The sequence below is a fragment of the uncultured Sphingomonas sp. genome, from assembly GCF_913778135.1.
Lineage (GTDB): Bacteria > Pseudomonadota > Alphaproteobacteria > Sphingomonadales > Sphingomonadaceae > Sphingomonas.
The window spans coordinates 1-16,191 of sequence record NZ_CAJYVU010000101.1 but is presented as its reverse complement, the minus strand read 5'-3'; the positions used below and the strand labels follow the sequence as shown (position 1 = coordinate 16,191).

General features: G+C 68.6%; 13 protein-coding genes and 1 pseudogene. 4 read left to right on the top strand and 10 right to left on the bottom strand.

Annotated elements, in window-relative coordinates; translation table 11 throughout:
* Positions 1-359, top strand: a pseudogene (locus tag QZ847_RS09575) (glucose/galactose MFS transporter); the annotation flags it as partial.
* A gap of 61 nt (positions 360-420) precedes the next feature.
* Here QZ847_RS09575 and QZ847_RS09570 read toward each other — a convergent pair.
* On the bottom strand, positions 421-1,539 hold the full coding sequence (locus tag QZ847_RS09570) for a CaiB/BaiF CoA-transferase family protein (RefSeq protein WP_294355985.1): 1,119 nt from the start codon (positions 1,537-1,539) through the stop codon (positions 421-423).
* Positions 1,540-1,822: 283 nt separating this feature from the next.
* Here QZ847_RS09570 and QZ847_RS09565 point away from each other — a divergent pair, with 283 nt between their 5' ends.
* Positions 1,823-3,934 carry a histidine kinase dimerization/phosphoacceptor domain -containing protein gene (locus tag QZ847_RS09565; protein ID WP_294355984.1) on the top strand — a complete coding sequence of 704 codons (2,112 nt, stop codon included), beginning with the start codon at positions 1,823-1,825 and terminating at the stop codon, positions 3,932-3,934.
* Positions 3,935-3,945: 11 nt separating this feature from the next.
* Here the strand turns inward: QZ847_RS09565 and QZ847_RS09560 are convergent, their stop codons facing one another.
* The 4 genes from QZ847_RS09560 to QZ847_RS09545 form a co-directional block, all read right to left on the bottom strand.
* Complete coding sequence (locus tag QZ847_RS09560; protein WP_294355983.1) at positions 3,946-4,491, bottom strand: biliverdin-producing heme oxygenase; 546 nt, start codon at positions 4,489-4,491, stop codon at positions 3,946-3,948.
* Between the two features lie 10 nt (positions 4,492-4,501).
* On the bottom strand, positions 4,502-5,734 hold the full coding sequence (locus QZ847_RS09555; protein WP_294355980.1) for a M20 family metallopeptidase: 1,233 nt from the start codon (positions 5,732-5,734) through the stop codon (positions 4,502-4,504).
* Positions 5,735-5,806: 72 nt separating this feature from the next.
* On the bottom strand, positions 5,807-5,977 hold the full coding sequence (locus tag QZ847_RS09550; RefSeq protein ID WP_294355978.1) for a hypothetical protein: 171 nt from the start codon (positions 5,975-5,977) through the stop codon (positions 5,807-5,809).
* Positions 5,978-5,993: 16 nt separating this feature from the next.
* Positions 5,994-7,028, bottom strand: a complete 1,035-nt coding sequence (locus tag QZ847_RS09545; RefSeq protein WP_294355976.1) for an SPOR domain-containing protein — start codon at positions 7,026-7,028, stop codon at positions 5,994-5,996.
* A gap of 225 nt (positions 7,029-7,253) precedes the next feature.
* On the opposite strand from QZ847_RS09545, the gene QZ847_RS09540 reads away from it, so the two are divergent.
* Positions 7,254-8,576, top strand: coding sequence for a tetratricopeptide repeat protein (locus QZ847_RS09540; protein ID WP_294355974.1), 1,323 nt, complete (start codon positions 7,254-7,256; stop codon positions 8,574-8,576).
* A gap of 21 nt (positions 8,577-8,597) precedes the next feature.
* Here the strand turns inward: QZ847_RS09540 and QZ847_RS09535 are convergent, their stop codons facing one another.
* Genes QZ847_RS09535 through QZ847_RS09525 form a run of 3 tightly spaced genes read right to left on the bottom strand, consistent with a single transcriptional unit; the run spans position 8,598 to position 12,196 of the window.
* Positions 8,598-9,809 carry a dihydroorotase gene (locus QZ847_RS09535; RefSeq protein ID WP_294355972.1) on the bottom strand — a complete coding sequence of 404 codons (1,212 nt, stop codon included), beginning with the start codon at positions 9,807-9,809 and terminating at the stop codon, positions 8,598-8,600.
* A complete protein-coding gene (locus tag QZ847_RS09530; protein ID WP_294355970.1) occupies positions 9,806-10,795 on the bottom strand; it encodes an aspartate carbamoyltransferase catalytic subunit in 990 nt (329 codons plus the stop codon). Before QZ847_RS09530 ends, QZ847_RS09535 begins: the two co-directional genes overlap by 4 nt.
* 12 nt (positions 10,796-10,807) lie before the next feature.
* Complete coding sequence (locus QZ847_RS09525; protein WP_294355967.1) at positions 10,808-12,196, bottom strand: glycosyltransferase family 39 protein; 1,389 nt, start codon at positions 12,194-12,196, stop codon at positions 10,808-10,810.
* A gap of 135 nt (positions 12,197-12,331) precedes the next feature.
* Here QZ847_RS09525 and QZ847_RS09520 point away from each other — a divergent pair, with 135 nt between their 5' ends.
* A complete protein-coding gene (locus QZ847_RS09520) occupies positions 12,332-12,763 on the top strand; it encodes a DUF488 family protein (RefSeq protein WP_294355964.1) in 432 nt (143 codons plus the stop codon).
* Here QZ847_RS09520 and QZ847_RS09515 read toward each other — a convergent pair.
* Together QZ847_RS09515 and gyrA are read right to left on the bottom strand one after the other, a co-directional pair.
* Positions 12,760-13,125, bottom strand: a complete 366-nt coding sequence (locus QZ847_RS09515) for a DUF952 domain-containing protein (protein WP_294355963.1) — start codon at positions 13,123-13,125, stop codon at positions 12,760-12,762. The two genes, QZ847_RS09520 and QZ847_RS09515, sit on opposite strands and share 4 nt — an antisense overlap.
* Positions 13,122-15,908 (bottom strand): DNA gyrase subunit A, encoded by a 2,787-nt coding sequence (gene gyrA / locus QZ847_RS09510; protein ID WP_294355960.1) that lies wholly within the window; start codon positions 15,906-15,908, stop codon positions 13,122-13,124. The genes QZ847_RS09515 and gyrA overlap by 4 nt, the downstream gene beginning before the upstream one ends.
* Positions 15,909-16,191: the final 283 nt, after the last annotated feature.

The following is a 16,191-nucleotide window of genomic DNA, read 5'->3' as shown; positions in this document are numbered from 1 at the left end:
AGGTGTCGCCGGGCAAGGTGCTGGCGGCGGTGGCGGCAGGCGCGATCACGCTGATCCTGATCTCCGCCAACGCGCAGGGCGCGATCGCGGGCTGGTCGCTGCTGGCGATCGGGCTGGTCAATTCGATTATGTTCCCAACGATCTTCAGCCTGGCGAGCGAAGGACTTGGTAAGCGCGCCGCGGAAGGGTCGGGCGTCATCGCGACCGCGATCGTCGGCGGCGCGATCGTACCCTATCTGACCGGGCAACTCGCCGACACGAGCGGCAGCCTGCAATTCGCGCTGATCCTGCCGGCCCTGTGCTACCTCGTCATTGCCGCGTACGGCGTCTTCGCGCGCAAGCCGGTCGTGGTGGCCTGATCGCAAACGGGCCTGCCGCGAGCGGGAACGTGCGCGGCAGATCCAGGGATCGCCTCGGCGATTAATGGCCTAGTGCGGCAATCTCGTCATCTCCGAAGCCCAGGCTGCGCAGCACGGCGCGATCATCGCGCGCCGCGGCCATCTTCGGTGTGACGGTCTCGCTGACCGAGTAGCGCGGGGCAGGAGCGGGTTGCGGGACGCCGCCTGCCTCGACGAAGGCGCCGCGCGCGACATTGTGCGCGTCGGCGCGCGCCTCATCGAAGCCGAGCACGGGGGCAAAGCAGATGTCGTGACCGTCGAACAGTGCGACCCACTCGTCGCGGGTGCGGGTGCGGAACAGCGCGGTGAGTTCCTGCTTCAAGTCGGGCCAGACGCGCGGGTCCATCTGCCGATCCCAGCGCGCGCCGTCGAGCGCGAGGACGCGGCGAAACTCGGCGTAGAATTGCGGTTCGATCGCGCCGAGAGAGACGTACTTGCCGTCACGAGTCTCATAAGTGTCGTAGAAGTGCGCCGCGGTGTCGAGCAGGTTGGTACCGCGCTCGTCGCGCCAGCGGCCCAGCTTGCGAAACCCCCACATCATCGACATCAGCAGCGACGAGCCTTCGGTCATCGCCGCATCGACCACCTGTCCCTCGCCGGTGCGCTGCGCGTGAAGCAGCGCGGCGAGCATGCCGAAGACGAGAAACATCGCGCCGCCGCCAAAGTCGCCCGCCAGATTAATCGGCGGCGTCGGCTTCTCGCCCGCGCGGCCAAGTGCGTGCAACACGCCTGAAAGCGCGATATAGTTGATGTCGTGGCCGGGCTCATGCGCGCGCGGGCCGGTCTGTCCCCAGCCGGTCATGCGGCCGTAGACGAGCCTCGGATTGTCACCGAGCAACACCTCGGGCCCGAGGCCGAGCCGCTCCATCACACCGGGCCGAAAGCCCTCGATCATCGCATCGGCATCCCGCACAATCCGCCGTACCGCCGCAATCGCGCTAGGATCTTTCAGGTCGAGCGACAGCGACGTGCGGCTGCGTAGCAGTGGATCGAAGGCGTCGAGCGTGGCCGAACCATCTCTCACGCGATCGATGCGGATCACCTCCGCACCATGGTCGGCCAGCATCATGCCTGCGAACGGTCCCGGGCCGATGCCCGCGAATTCGATCACGCGAATGCCGTGCAATGGTGGTCGCCCCACGCCGTCCTCCGTCTTTACGTTCGGCAGCGTAGGGCGATCGCTGATCCTGCACAACAAAAGTTATGGTGTTCTTGCAGAGATGACGTTGGCGAACGCGAGCTCGTGTGACCAACAGATCAGGAGGTCGTATAAGCAAGACTGAGTTCCGGTCCGGCTTGGCATTCCCATAACGGGTCCGCCATCGCGCGCGGGCACTAGCGGCCGCTCGCCATTCTGTTCTAGAGCAAGAACATAACGTGTGCAGGAGTGGCGTTTGGCAGGCGATGGATTGGCGGCGCGGGAGGTGGGGGTAGCGGCCCAGCTGGACCTGACCACGTGCGATCGCGAGCCGATCCACATCCCCGGCGCGGTACAGCCGCACGGTTTGCTGCTGATCGCCGAGCCGCAGACGCTGACGATCGTTGCAGGGGCCGGCAACATCGAGGGCGTTCTGTCGCCCGACTGGCTCGGCCTTACCCTGTCCGACGTGCTCGGCATCGATGTTACCGCGGTGCTGGAGCGTGCGGTGGCGGGACCCGGCGGTACCGTGATCGGCGGTGTGGTGCATGGCCACGATCTCGCCTTCCATCGCTCGGGTGCGTATCTGCTCGCCGAGCTTGAGCCGGTGGACGAGCATGCCCGCGGGGCTGCGGAAACGCTCGGCTGGCTCGACGCGACGGCGAGCGGGTTCGAGCGGACGGCATCGCTCAAGGCATTGTGCGAGCGCGCGGCGATCGCCTTTCGCACCCTGACCGGCTTCGACCGGGTGATGGTGTACCGCTTCCTCGACGACGAGGCGGGATATGTCGTGGCCGAGGATCGCGACCCCTCGCTCGACACGTTCCTCAATCACCATTTCCCTGCCAGCGACATTCCGCGTCAGGCACGCGCGCTCTATGTCCGCAACCGTACGCGCGTCATCCCGACCGTCGAGTATGATCCGCAGCCGATCCGCCCCGCTGCTTTCGCGGGCGTCGATCTGAGCGACGTCGCGATCCGCAGCGTGTCGCCGATCCACATGCAGTACCTGCAGAACATGGGGGTGGGCGCGTCGGCGTCGATCTCCATCGTCAAGGACGGTATGCTGTGGGGGCTGATCGCGTGTCATCACCACGCGCCAAAGCGGCTGTCGCGCGACGTGCGCACGGTGGCAGCGGCGCTGGCGGGAGGGCTGTCGCGGCAGATCACCGCCAAGGAAGAGGCCGAGAACTACCGCGAACGGCTGGCGCTCAGGACCGAGGAAGACACGCTGCTTCCCGCGCTGTTCAGTGACGAGCGGCTCGATCGCGTGCTCGCGCGCCGGCGCGAGGACCTGCGCCGGATGATGGGTGCGGACGGCTTCGCGATCGTCGGCGAGAAGCTGGAGACGACCGGTTTCTGCCCGACCGACGACAAGGTGCGAACGCTCGCCACATGGCTTGGCCGACGCGAGGATGCAGGCGTGTTCTCGACGCGCGAACTCGGGGCGGAGTGGAGCGATGCAGCGGGATTGTCGCCGTTCGCGGGCGTGCTGGCGATCAGCTTGCCGCAGGAGCGGCTGACGCTTTTGTGGTTGCGCGCCGAGGAGGTCGAAGAGGTCGAATGGGCGGGTAACCCGCACAAGGCGGTCCGGCACGATCCGAATGCCACGCTGACGCCGCGCTCCTCGTTCGAGACCTGGACGCAGACGGTTCGGGGCCGGGCGCGCCGCTGGACGCTCGAACAGGTCGATGCCGCACAGCGGTTGCGACGCATGCTGCGCGAGGCGGGACTGCTGGGCGAGTTGCGCCGCGTCAACGCCGACCTGAGCCGCGCGAACGCGGACAAGGACGCTGCGCTGGCGCAAAAGGACCTTTTGATGCGCGAGGTCGATCACCGCGTGCAGAACAGCCTGCAGCTCGTTGCGTCGTTCCTGATGTTGCAGGCACGTGCCGCCGGGCCAGGCGAGGTGGCGGACCAGTTGCAGGAAGCGCGCTCGCGGCTGTCCGCCGTGGCGCTGGTCCACCGCCGGCTTTACCGCGACGACCAGATCGCGACCATCGACCTGTCGCGCTACCTGACCGAATTGCTCGACGACATGCGCACGTCGCTGGGGCGCGACTGGGGCAACCGGCTGTCGGCGGAGTTGGCGCCGGTGCTGATCCCGACCGATCGCGCGGTGAACGTCGGGCTGATCGCGGCCGAGCTGATCACCAACGCGACCAAATACGCTTACTCGCCCGACCAGCCCGGCCCGATCGAGCTCGTGCTGGAGCAGCATCGCAACAAGCTGCGGCTGATCGTCGCGGATCATGGGCGCGGCAAGCAGGGCGACAATGTCGGTTTCGGCAGCCGGATGATGAGCGCGGTGGTGCAGCGGATCGGCGGTGAGGTCGAGTATCAGGATAACCAGCCCGGCTTACGCGCAGTGCTGACCGCGCCGATCGAAGAGGACTGAGGTTCGGCCGCTCAGACCGGGGCGAGCGCGGGTTCACTCAGTCGTGCGGCCTGCGCGTAGAGGTCAAAGGTCGCTGCCGCGCCGTTGAGCAACGCGTCGTACCATTCGGTCGAGGCATCGCGGCCGGCGGCGTCGATCGCATCGCGGATCGCGCGCCACTGGCCGGGTCCGTGCGCAGCGGCGAGGTAGCGGTGCGGCAGGTCGGAGCCGACCGACCGGGCCAGCATGACGCCACCGAGCCGCGAACCCTCGACCACGTAGAGCGCGCCCCATAGCGCGGCTTCGTCGGCGCACGCGAACGACAACGACGCCGGCATCTGTTCGCCCAGATCGGCGAGGTCGTGCTCCAGTAGCGGCGCGCGCGGCGGCAGCGTGCGGGCGAACGCGAGTGCGCCCAGCGCCTGCTCGGCCACGGGCAGCGCGCGGGCGTGCGCGACGAGGAAGCGACGATAGTCGTCGCAGTTCGACAGATCATAGCCGCCGAAAGCCGCATCGACCGCGTCATGCGAGGCGCGTGTGGCGGCGCGCAGCCGCGCTACCGCAGAGTTGCTGTCCATGAGGATCGTCTCAGTCCAGACCGTTCTCCAGGAACCGCTCGGCGATCGCGCAGTGCATCGCGATTCCCTTCGCCATGACCGACTCCTCGATCGTCATGCGGGTGTTATGAAGCGGCGGGTTGGTGCGCGGATCGGTACCTTCGGGTGCGACGCCTATGAAGGCCATCGCGCCCGGCACCTCGCGCAGCACGTAGGAGAAGTCCTCACCGCCCATCATCGGCGCAGGCATCACCGACCAGCCGTGCTCACCGCTGATCTCGGTCGCGAGGCCGCGCATCAGCCCGGTCGCGCGCGGGTCGTTCATCGTGACCGGATAGCCCTCGTCGATGCTCACCTCTGCGGTGCAATCGTGCGCGGCCGAAATATTCTCGCAGATCTGGCGGAACGCGGCGCGCATCGCCTCGCGCGTGGAGGGCGACAGCGTGCGCAGCGTGCCCATCAGCTTGACCTCTGACGGAATGATGTTGTGCGACGAGCCGGCATGGATCTGCGTGATCGTCAGCACCGCAGGGTCGGCGACGGGCACGCGGCGCGCGACATGGGTCTGGAGCGCCGTGACGATCGCGCAGGCGACCGGGATCGGATCGACGCACTCGTGCGGCATCGCGGCGTGACCACCGCGGCCCTTGATCGTCGCCAGCACGGTGTCGGTCGAGGCGAGCAGCGCGCCTTCGCGGCTGACGAACACGCCGGCGGGCGCGTTGGGTGAAATGTGGAGCGCGAACGCCGCTTCCGGCCGGGCGACGTCGAGCAGGCCGTCCTCGATCATCCAGCGCGCGCCGTGATGACCCTCTTCGCCCGGCTGAAACATGAACACGATCGTACCCGACAGTTCGTCGCGGCGGGCGCACAATGCCTTGGCAGCGCCGGCGAGCATCGCGGTGTGCGCGTCGTGGCCGCAGGCGTGCATCGCACCGGGAATGGTCGAAGCGAAGGGGAGCCCGGTTTCCTCCGTCATCGGCAGCGCGTCCATGTCGCCGCGCAGCAGGACGGTGCGGCCGTTCGATCCCGCGCCGCCGGCGCGACCACCGCGCAGGATCGCGATGAAGCCGGTGGTCGACGTGCTGTCGTGGATCTCGAGCGGCAGGCCGGCGAGCGCGGCCTTCGCCTTCTCGGTGGTGCGCGGACAGTGCAGCCCGACCTCGGGTTCGGCGTGGATCGCGCGGCGCAGTGCGATCGTGTCGGCGAGTTGTTCGGCGCCGAGTGCGCTCCAGTCGGTGCGGGTGGCGAGGGTGGCGGTCATGCGAACGGCTCCTTTGCCGACGGTTCTAGGCCTAAGCGCCGCCGCCGCCAAGCCGCCGGAAAGTCACAAAGGTCACACGCCGATGCAGGTGCGCGGGCGTGCGACCGGAATCATCGATGCGCAACGGGCGAGCAGTAGGACAGTCTGCTCCCGGTCCAAAGCGGCGAGAAGCCGCGTTGGTGCGGCGAAGCGCAGCGCGTCGGCGAGGTCACCCAGCACCGAAGTGCCGGTGCGACCGATCATCCTTCACGCAACACGATCAGCGCGGCAGCACCACGCAGCCGCTGCCGGCACGCGAGCAGGCACGTTGCGCTTCCGCCTTGCTGGCAAAGCCGCTCGCCTGGAGCCGGGTGATGCCGCCGCTGCGCGCGAAGCTGGCCGTCCCGCCGACGCGGCTGCCGACGCGCGACCACAGGCTTCGCGCGTTCGCATCGTTGGCGAAGGCGCCGAGCTGGATGCGGTAGGCGCCGCCGCTCGCCTTCGCGGGTGCGGCCCGTTCCGGTGCGGCGCGTTCCGGCGCCGGCTTTGCCGCGGCGGTGCGTGCTGGCGTCACGGGCGCGGGGCGCTCGGTCTGCGCGCGTTGCCGGGGTTGCTCCATCCGCTCGGGTCGACCGGGCTGCGCGTAGGAAGCACCGGCGCGGGCGGGCGGCGTGGTCGTGCGATATGGCACGGGCTGCGAGCGGGTGCCCGGCTCCGCCGCCGCGAGCGCAGTCGAGGGAGCGGTGTTCGCCGCACGGCCGCGCGTCTCGATCTGCTGCGCCAGCGCGGCGCCCTGTCGGCGCTGATCCTCGGGGATGTATTTGTCCATCTGCGCCAGCGTCTGCGATCCTTGCGGCAGACCCTGCTGCGACGATCGGGTGACGAGCGCGTAGGCGCGGGTCCAGTCGCGCGGAACGCCGTCGCCGTTGAACAGCATGGTGCCGAGCACGAGCTCGGTGCGCTTCTCGTCGCGCGCCACCGACTTTTCCAGCCAGGGCAGCGCGTCGGCCTTCTTGCCCGACTGGAACAGCGCGAGCGCGTAATTGTCGGTCGCCTGTGGATGCCCCTGCGCCGCGGCCTTGCGGTAGAGTTCGGTCGCCTGTGCCTGATCGGCGGGCACGCCGCGCCCTAATTTGTATGCCTGGCCGAGGTTGAACTGCGCGTCGGCGTCGCCCGCGGCGGCAGGGGCGCGCCACTGCGCGACGGCGGCGGGATAGTCGCCACGGCTCCACGCCTCCACGCCCGCCTTCACGTCCGCGAGCGCGGGCGTCGCCGCCATCATCGCCGCTGCCAGCACCACCAAACGCGTCTTCATCGCCGTTCCCGCCCCAAAACCGTTATCGCTTCATGCCCGAGGTGGCGCGTTGGTGAAAGTGGCTTAACCACGCGGCATAGGCGTTAACGGTATGTTGAGCAGCCTCTGCCATTCCCGTTTCGACACAGGCGGGCGTTCGCGCTCTCGGCACGCCGCCCGCCGGCATTCAGCTACGCACGCTCCTTAGCGGGGGCACGTGTCGGCGACGAAGCGGTGGGGACGACGATGGTGACGCTTTCTGCAAACAGGTGCTCGGCAAAGAAGCTGGTAGGCATCGGCCTGTCGGCGCTGCTGCTGGGCAGCGGCGGCGTGATGGTCGTACAGTCGATCGACCCGGCCGTTGCCACGCAGCGCAGCGATCCGAAAAAGGCGGCGGGCTACGCGCGCAAGGCATCGGCGATGCTGGGCAAGCAGAAGTGGGACAAGGCGGTTCGCTTCGCCGAGGCGGCGGTGGCGAACAGCCCGGGCGATGCGGGATATCGCATGATCCTGGGCAATGCGTATCTGCGTGCCGGCCGGTTCGACTCGGCGCGCGCGACCTACGGCGACGTGCTGTCGCTGCAACCCGCGAATGCGAAGGCGGCGCTGAACCTCGCGCTTGCACAGACGGCGCTGGGGCAGTGGGACGCCGCGCGGCAGATGCTGGACGGCCACGCCAACGTGATCGCGCCGGTCGACCGTGGTCTCGCCATCGCGCTGGCGGGTGATCCGAATGCGGGGATCGAAGTGCTGACCGCAGCGGCGCGCGCGCCCGGTGCCGATGCCAAGACGCGGCAGAACCTCGCGCTCGCGCTCGCGCTCGGCGGGCGCTGGCAGGATGCACGCACGCTGATCGGGTACGATATGAACCCGGCGGAGGCCGACATGCGGATGATCGAATGGGCGGCGTTCGCGCACCCGACCTCGTCGGCGGCGCAGGTGGCGAGCCTGCTCGGCATCACGCCGGCGGCCGACCCCGGACAGCCGGTCGCGATCGCGCTCAACGCCGCGGTCGCCCCGACGCAGCGCGCCGCAGCCGACTCGGTCGAAAACTATATGCCGGGTCCGCCTGAGGCAGCGCCGAAGCAGGTCGCGGCCACCGCACCGCAGCCCGCGATCGACGAGATCGAAGTAGCGCCGCGTGAGGCGAAGCCGGAGCCGGTGCGGCTTGCCAGCCTGATCAAGCCGCAGGGTGCCTACAAGGTCCGCGGCGCCGAGCCCGTGTCCAAGCCACCCGCCGAGAAGGTTGCCGCAAAAGCGCCCGCGCCGGGTCACTGGTACGTTCAGTTGGGCGCGTACGAGAATGCCGCCGTGGCGCGTGACGGTTGGACGCGCGCGTCGCGTCGCTACCCGACCTTTGCGGGGCTGAGCCCGGCGGGCATGTCGGCCTCGGTCAAGGGAGCGAACTATTATCGCCTTTCGGTCGGCGGCTTCGCACGCGCCGATGCCGATCGCATGTGCCGCGGCTACCGCATCAAGGGCGGTCGCTGCTTCGTGCGGCAGCAGGCTGGCGATCAGGTCGCCGCCTGGGTGAAGGGCGCGAAGGGCGTGCAGGTCGCCTCGCGCTGAGGTGACTCCGACTCGCGGGCGCTAGAGTTCGCGCCCGCCTTTCCAGACGCGCAGCACGCGACCCTGCACGGGTAGACCGTCGAACGGCGTATTGCCCGCGACGCCCGGCGTCGTATCGGCGTCGATCTGCCACGGCGCGTTCGGATCGACCAGAATGACGTCGCCCGGCATGCCGGGCACGAGCGTTCCCGCCTCAATCCCCAGCAATCGCGCGGGTGCGTGGGCGAGCAGCTGCGCCAGTCGCGGCAGGTCGATCACGCCGTCACGCGCCAGCCCGAGTGCGAGCGGCAGCAACGTCACCGCGCCCGCCGCGCCAGCGGTCGAGTCGGCGAAGGGGAGGCGCTTCTCTTCCGGTCCGTGCGGGTCATGGCCCGAGCACAATACGTCGATCGTGCCATCGGCAAGCGCGGCGATCGCGGCCTTGCGGTCGTCCTCGCTGCGGAGCGGCGGCGACAGATGCGCGAAGGTACGAAAGTCGCTCATCGCATTGTCGGACAGCAGCAGGTGCGCGGGCGTTATCCCGCAGGTCACGCGCACCCCGCGCGCCTTGGCCGCACGGACGAGCGCGAACCCCGCCGCGGTAGTGACCTGACGCAGGTGCAGCCGCGCACCCGTTTCCTCCGCCAGCATGAGGTCGCGTGCGATCGCGAGCGGCTCGGCGAGCGAGGGTGCGGCGGGCAGGCCGAGGCGGGTCGCGGTCTCGCCGGCGGTGGCGACCGCGCCGGCGGTGAGGCCGCCATCCTCGGCATGCGAGACGAGGACGAGGTCGAGGTCGCGCGCGTAGGTCAGCACTCGGTGCATGACGCCCGTGTCGGCAATCCACCCGCGCCCGGTGCCGACCGCGCGCGCGCCGGCGGAGGCGCAGATCGCCATCTCGGCCAAGTCAGCCCCCTCTAGCCCGCGCGTCGCGGCGGCGATCGGGTGGATCCACAGGTCCGGCCGGCCGATCAGTGCGGAACGCTGCACGATGCCGGGCTCGTCGAGCACCGGTGTCTGATCGGGCATCAGCGCGACGCGCGTGATCCCGCCGGCGCGGAACGCCGCACGGTCGATCGTGGCGACACCGAGGTCGACGATACCGGGCAATACCAGCTTGCCACCGCAATCGACGCGAGCGGCATCGTCGGGCGCGATGCCGTCGGCGATGACGCCGTCGACGATCAGCAGGTCGCCGCGTCCTTCACCCGCGACCGGGCAGATGGTGCGCGCGTTGACGAGGTGGAGCGCGGTCATGCCCAACCCTCTACATTCCGCGATCGTCTGGTCAGTACGTCGAGGCACGCCATGCGTACCGCCACGCCCATCGCGACCTGTTCGGTGATCGCGGAGCGTTCGACATGGTCGGCCACCGCCGAGTCGATCTCGACCCCGCGGTTCATCGGGCCGGGATGCATGACGAGCGCGTCGGGAGCGTATCGCTCCAGCCGCTCCATCGTCAGGCCGTAGCGCAGGTGATATTCGCGCATCGAGGGGACGTAGCCGCCCGACATCCGTTCGGTCTGCAGCCGCAGCATCATCACCACGTCGGCGTGTGCGATCGCCTGGTCGAAGTCGGTGAAGGCGGTGACGCCCATCCGCTCGATCTCGGGCGGCATCAGCGTCGACGGCGCGCAGACGCGGACCTCGGCGGCGAGCGCGGTGAGTGCGAGAATGTTCGAGCGCGCGACACGGCTGTGGAGCAGGTCGCCGCAGATCACGACGCGCTTGTTGGCGATGCTCCCCAGGCGGCGGCGGATGGTGAGCGCGTCGAGCAGCGCCTGCGTCGGATGCTCGTGCCGGCCGTCGCCCGCGTTCAGCACCGGGCAGTCGACCTTGTCCGCGATCAGCCGCACCGCACCCGAGCTCATGTGTCGAATGACGATCACGTCGGCGCGCATCGCGTTCAGCGTCATCGCGGTGTCGATCAGCGTCTCGCCCTTCTTCACCGACGATTGCGCCGCGTGCATGTTGACGACGTCGGCGCCGAGCCGCTTGCCCGCAATCTCGAAGCTCAACAGCGTGCGGGTCGAGTTCTCGAAGAAGGCGTTGATTTGCGTCAGCCCAGCGAGCCGCTTGTCCGCGTTGGTCGGCGCGCGGTTGGCCTCGATCCACTGCTCGGCCTCGTCGAGCAGGAAGGTGATCGCGTGCTGTTCGAGGCCGTCGATCCCGGTCAGGTGGCGATGCGGGAACACCGCGCCGCCGGGGATCAGGGTTCCGGGGCGGTGGTCCGAGCGTTGCATCGGCGGCGGTGATTATGTCGTGGCGGCGCGCCGTGCAAGGTTCGAACGGGAGAGCGCTAGCCGGGCGAGCAGTTCCGCCGCGATAAGCGCCGCGGTGAGCTCGAAGAATGGTGAGAGTTCGACGAGATAGCGAAGCTCGGTATTCGCGCCCGCGGCGAAGAAGATCACGCGGGCGACGGCGTAGAGCATGCTCGCGGCGGCGAACAGGCGCGTGCGGCGGGTGCCTATCGCGGCGGCGAGCAGGACAGCGATCGTGAGTGCGAAGCGGTACAGGTCGGTAACGCTGACGCGGTCGCGCCCGTCACCCACGCCCTGCGCGAACGGCCAGAACCAGCGGGCGGAGAGCGCACGGGTGCGGGCGGCGAAGCGGCGGAGGCGATCAACGGATGTAAGCGCCGTCTCACGAGCGTGGGCGAGGCGGGCGAAACCCGCATCGGCGGCAGGCGGAATGGCGGTACCGGATGTCGCACGGGTAAGGGTGATCAGCCGTGCCACTTCGTTGCGTTCGCCCAGCAGGGCGTAGGCGGTGTCCGGCAGGCGGAAATGACGCGTGTCGCGCGGATCGTAGTATAGCGCGTCGCCGCGCTCCTGCTGTCCGACGACCCAGGTTGTGACCCAGTCGGTATAGCCGCGTGCCCAATAGGTGCCGTCGGTCTTGACCCACGGTCGCGGCAGCGCGGGCAGGCCGACCGCGACGTTGCGCACCGACCAGGCGAGACACGAGGCAGCGACGATCGCGGTGACGACGCTCCACGACGTGATCGCGCGACGTAGCCGGGGAGGCGCGGCGACCGCGCAGGCGACGAGCGCGACGGGAGCGAGCAGCAGCACCGAATCCATCCGCAGCCACACCGCGACGGTGAGGGCGACAGCAAGCGGCAACGTCCTCAAGCGATCCGCCTCGATGCTGAGCAGCAGTTCGGCGAGCACCCAGTTCGTGGCGGCGAGCGTCAGCAACTCGGTCTCGAGATTGCCGGCGCAGATCGCGCCAACGGGCGAACAGGCGAGCAGGACGCCCGCGAGCAAAGCCGCCGGGCGCGTGAAGGTGCGGCGGACGGCGTAAGCGAGATAGGCGATCGACACGGCCGAGAGCAGGCTTTGCGTCAGCAGGATCGCGACGTTGCTGTGCCTGCTCATGTGCCACACCGCGGCGGCGAAGGCGGGGAACAGCGGCAGCTGGTTGCCACCGAAATGGGGTACGCAGTCGCCGACGCCGGGGATCGTCACCGCGACGCCGCAGCCGCGATAGATATTCTCCGCCACGTTGCGGTAGAGCACCCAGTCGCCGCTGTCGTAGGGCATGGCGAGCGCGAAGCCGATGCGAACAATCAGCGCCAGAGCGAAGATCGCCGCGAGCAGGAAGCGGTCAGGGCGATCGATCGTGGCGAGCAGCGGGCGCATGGACACGGTTCGTAACACCGAAGCATTAAAGCAATGCCAGCGTGCCCAGCCGAGCAGCACTCGCGTCGCACGGTCGTGCGCCTACATCGGGTGCGTCGTCGTTGGTGACGTAGAAACGCTAACGGGAGCGACGCGATGACGATCTTTACCATCGGCTACGAGGGCGTGACGATGGAGGCGTTCATCGCCGCACTGCATTGTGCAGGCGTGCAGCGGGTGATCGACGTGCGCGCGCTGCCGCTATCGCGCCGGCCGGGCTTCTCCAAATCGACACTGGCCGCGTCGTTGAAGGAAGCGGGGATCGACTATGTTCATCTGAAGGCGCTCGGCACGCCCAAGCCGGGGCGCGACGCGGCGAAGAAGGGCGATGTCGCGACCTTGACCGCGGTGTACGACGCGCAACTGGATCTGCCCGAGGCGCAGGTCGCGGCGACGCAGATGCTCGCGCTCGCCGACGAGATGCCGAGTGCCTTGCTGTGTTACGAGCGCGACCCGTGCCACTGCCATCGCACGCTGTTGTTGGGCGCGGTAGGCGGGGGGCGTGCGGTGGTCGACCTCTACGCCTAGCCTGCGATCGGCAAGCGGATGCTGCCGTCGTCGTGGCGGGCGAGCGGCGAATAGGCGATCGCGGTTTCAAGCAGCATCGGGGCGTAGAGGTGCGGGAACAGCTGCCCGCCGCGCGACGGCTCCCACCGGACCTTGTCGCCGTGGGCGGCGAGATCGACCGCGACGATGTGAAGGTCGTTCTGCCCGGCGAAATGCCTGTCGATCGTCTCGGCCAGCTGGTCGGCGGTGGAGAGGTGGATGTAGCCGTCTGCCACATCAACCGGTGCGCCGGCGAAGCTGCCATCACGCTCCAGCGTCGCCATCTGCTCCGCGGTCAGCACCTTGTAGGCGGTGAGCGGCTTGCTGTCCTGATTGTCGCTCATTCGCCATCCTCCGGTCCGGCGGCTGCATCGTCACCGATCGAACCATCATCGGCTGGCGCGGTTTCCACCGTGTCGGCGAGTTCGGCCGCGACCATCGCCTCGGCCGCATCCTCGGGCTCTGGCTCCTCGTCGATCCGCGCGGCGGAGACGACGTGCTCGTCGTCGGCGACGTTGAACAGCCGCACGCCGGCCGAGCCGCGCCCGATAATGCGCAAGCTGGTCAGCGGCATGCGGATCATCTTGGCCTGGTCGGTGACGAGCATCAGCTGGTCCGCCTTGGTCGCGGGGAAGCTGGCAACGACGGGTCCGTTGCGCTTGACGTTGTCGATGTTGGTGATGCCCTGACCACCGCGGCCGGTCCGGCGATACTCGTAGGCGGACGAAATCTTGCCATAACCGTTCGCGCAAACGGTGAGGATGAACTCCTCGCACCCGCGCAGCCGCTCGAACAGGGTCAGCTCCATGTCGAGATCGCCCTCGCGCTCCTTCCACGGGGCGTTACGCAGATATTGCTCGCGCTCCTCGGGCGAGGCGTCGACGCGGTGGAGTACCGAGAGCGAGATGACCGCATCGTCACCCTTCAGCGCAATCCCGCGCACGCCGGTCGAGTTGCGGCTCTGGAACTCGCGGACTTCATCGGCGGCGAAGCGGATCGCCTTGCCCTGGCGCGTGGCGAGCAGCACGTCGTCGCCTTCGTCGAGCAGCGCAACGCCGATCAGCCGGTCGTCGGCATCAACGCCTTCGAACTTCATCGCGATCTTGCCGTTCGAGGGCACGTTGGTGAACGCGTCCATCGAATTGCGCCGCACGCTGCCCTTCGCGGTCGCGAACATGACGTGCAGCTTGCCCCAGTCGGCCTCGTCCTCGGGCAGTGGCAGCACGGTCGAAATCGTCTCGCCTGCCTCCAGCGGCAGGAGGTTAATCATGGGGCGACCGCGCGTCGCCGGTCCACCCTCGGGCAGGCGCCACACCTTCATGCGATACACGCGGCCGAGCGTGGAGAAGAACAGCACCGGCGTGTGCGTCGAGGTGACGAACAGCTTGGTGACAACGTCCTCGTCCTTGGTCGCCATGCCGGCGCGGCCCTTGCCGCCGCGCGCCTGCGCGCGGAACGCGTCGAGCGGGGTGCGCTTGATGTAACCTTCGAGCGTGACGGTGACGACCATCTCCTCGCGCTCGATCAGGTCCTCGTCCTCGATCCCGTCGGCGGCGGCGGCGATCTCGGTCCGGCGCGGGGTAGCGAACAGCTCGCGCACCTCGCGCAGCTCGTCGCGCAGCACGCCGTAGAGCTTCACGCGGTCGGACAGGATCGCGAGCAGCTCCGCGATCGAGGCCGCGAGCCCTTCCAGCTCGTTGCCGATCTCGTCGCGGCCGAGCGCGGTCAGCCGGTGGAGGCGCAGGTCGAGGATCGCGCGGACCTGCGTTTCCGACAGGCGGTAGGTGTCACCGCTGACCTCAACGTCGGTCGCCTCGACCAGGCGGATGTAAGGCGCGATCTCCGCGATCGGCCACTCGCGCGCGAGCAGCTTCTGCCGCGCCTCCGCCGGGCTCGCCGAGCCGCGGATGATCCGCACCATCTCGTCGAGGTTGGTGACCGCGATGACGAGGCCGAGCAAGATGTGCGCGCGCTCGCGTGCCTTGGCGAGCTCGAACTTCGAGCGGCGGGTGATGACCTGCTCGCGGAAGGTGATGAACGCGGCGATGATGTCGCGCAGGTTGAGCAGCTCGGGCCGACCGCCACGGATCGCGAGCATGTTGGCGGCGAACGACCCCTGCGCCGGCGTGTGGCGCCACAGCTGGTTGAGCACGACCTCGGGCGTCGCGTCGCGCTTCAGGTCGATGACGATGCGCACGCCTTCGCGGTTCGACTCGTCGCGAATGTCGCTGACGCCCTCGATCCGCTTGTCCTTAGCGGCCTCGGCGATCTTCTCGACCAGCGCGTTCTTGCCCTGCTGGTAGGGAATCGAGGTCAGCACGATCGAGCGGCGACCCTCGCGCCCGCCGCGCTCCTCGATCATGTGGCGTGAGCGGACGATGATCGAGCCGCGACCGGTCTCATAGGCCGAGCGCGCGCCGGCACGGCCGAGGATGATCGCGCCAGTCGGGAAATCGGGACCGGGAACGATCTGCATCAGTTCCTCGGTTGTGATCGCGCCGTTGTCGAGATAGGCGAAGCACGCGTCGATCACTTCGCCCAGGTTGTGCGGCGGAATGTTGGTCGCCATGCCGACCGCGATGCCGCCCGCGCCGTTGACGAGCAGGTTGGGAAAGCGCGCGGGCAGCACCTGCGGCTCACGCTCCGACCCGTCGTAGTTCGGCTGGAAGTCGACCGTGTCCTTGTCGAGGTCCTCGAGCAGGTAGTTCGCCGCCTTGGCAAGCCGCGCCTCGGTGTAGCGCATCGCGGCGGGGGGATCGGGGTCCATCGAGCCGAAGTTGCCCTGACCGTCGATCAGCGGCAGCCGCATCGACCAGTCCTGCGTCATGCGCGCCAAGGCGTCGTAGATCGCGGTGTCGCCGTGCGGGTGATATTTACCGATCACGTCACCGACGATGCGGGCGGATTTGCGGTAGGGCCGGTTGAAGAAGAAGCCGCTTTCCTGTGCGGAGAACAGGATGCGGCGGTGGACCGGCTTCAGGCCGTCGCGCACGTCGGGCAGCGCGCGGGCGACGATGACGCTCATCGCATAGTCGAGGTAGCTCGACTTCATCTCGTCGACGATCGAGATCGTCGAAATGCCCTCGGGATGGGCGGGGGGTTCGGCGAGGGTGGTCTCGTCGGCCAAGGTGTGACGCTTTCGGATTGTTACGGAACTATGCCAGTGGGTTTAGGGGCATCCGTACCGAAAGTCACGCGCGCGTACGCACACGCGTACGCGCGCGGGCCTATAGAGCGTTACTTCTTGCAGGCGGCCTTGTTGGCGTTGCCGGCCTTGCTGCAATTGTAGGTGATCGTCTTGCCGGTGCTGGTCTTGGTGGTGACCATGCGGCCGTTGGCGGCGACTGCGGTCTTGGTCGTCGTCCGAGTGGTGGCGGTGGGCTTGCCGACCGCAGGCTTGGTGGTGGTGG

Bases quoted from the DNA above. Each gene is read 5' to 3' on its own strand.
- QZ847_RS09560 (WP_294355983.1), bottom strand. From the start codon at position 4,491: ATGGACAGCAACTCTGCGGTAGCGCGGCTGCGCGCCGCCACACGCGCC.
- QZ847_RS09555 (WP_294355980.1), bottom strand. From the start codon at position 5,734: ATGACCGCCACCCTCGCCACCCGCACCGACTGGAGCGCACTCGGCGCC.
- QZ847_RS09550 (WP_294355978.1), bottom strand. From the start codon at position 5,977: ATGATCGGTCGCACCGGCACTTCGGTGCTGGGTGACCTCGCCGACGCG.
- QZ847_RS09545 (WP_294355976.1), bottom strand. From the start codon at position 7,028: ATGAAGACGCGTTTGGTGGTGCTGGCAGCGGCGATGATGGCGGCGACG.
- QZ847_RS09540 (WP_294355974.1), top strand. From the start codon at position 7,254: ATGGTGACGCTTTCTGCAAACAGGTGCTCGGCAAAGAAGCTGGTAGGC.
- QZ847_RS09535 (WP_294355972.1), bottom strand. From the start codon at position 9,809: ATGACCGCGCTCCACCTCGTCAACGCGCGCACCATCTGCCCGGTCGCG.
- QZ847_RS09530 (WP_294355970.1), bottom strand. From the start codon at position 10,795: ATGCAACGCTCGGACCACCGCCCCGGAACCCTGATCCCCGGCGGCGCG.
- QZ847_RS09525 (WP_294355967.1), bottom strand. From the start codon at position 12,196: ATGCGCCCGCTGCTCGCCACGATCGATCGCCCTGACCGCTTCCTGCTC.
- QZ847_RS09520 (WP_294355964.1), top strand. From the start codon at position 12,332: ATGACGATCTTTACCATCGGCTACGAGGGCGTGACGATGGAGGCGTTC.
- QZ847_RS09515 (WP_294355963.1), bottom strand. From the start codon at position 13,125: ATGAGCGACAATCAGGACAGCAAGCCGCTCACCGCCTACAAGGTGCTG.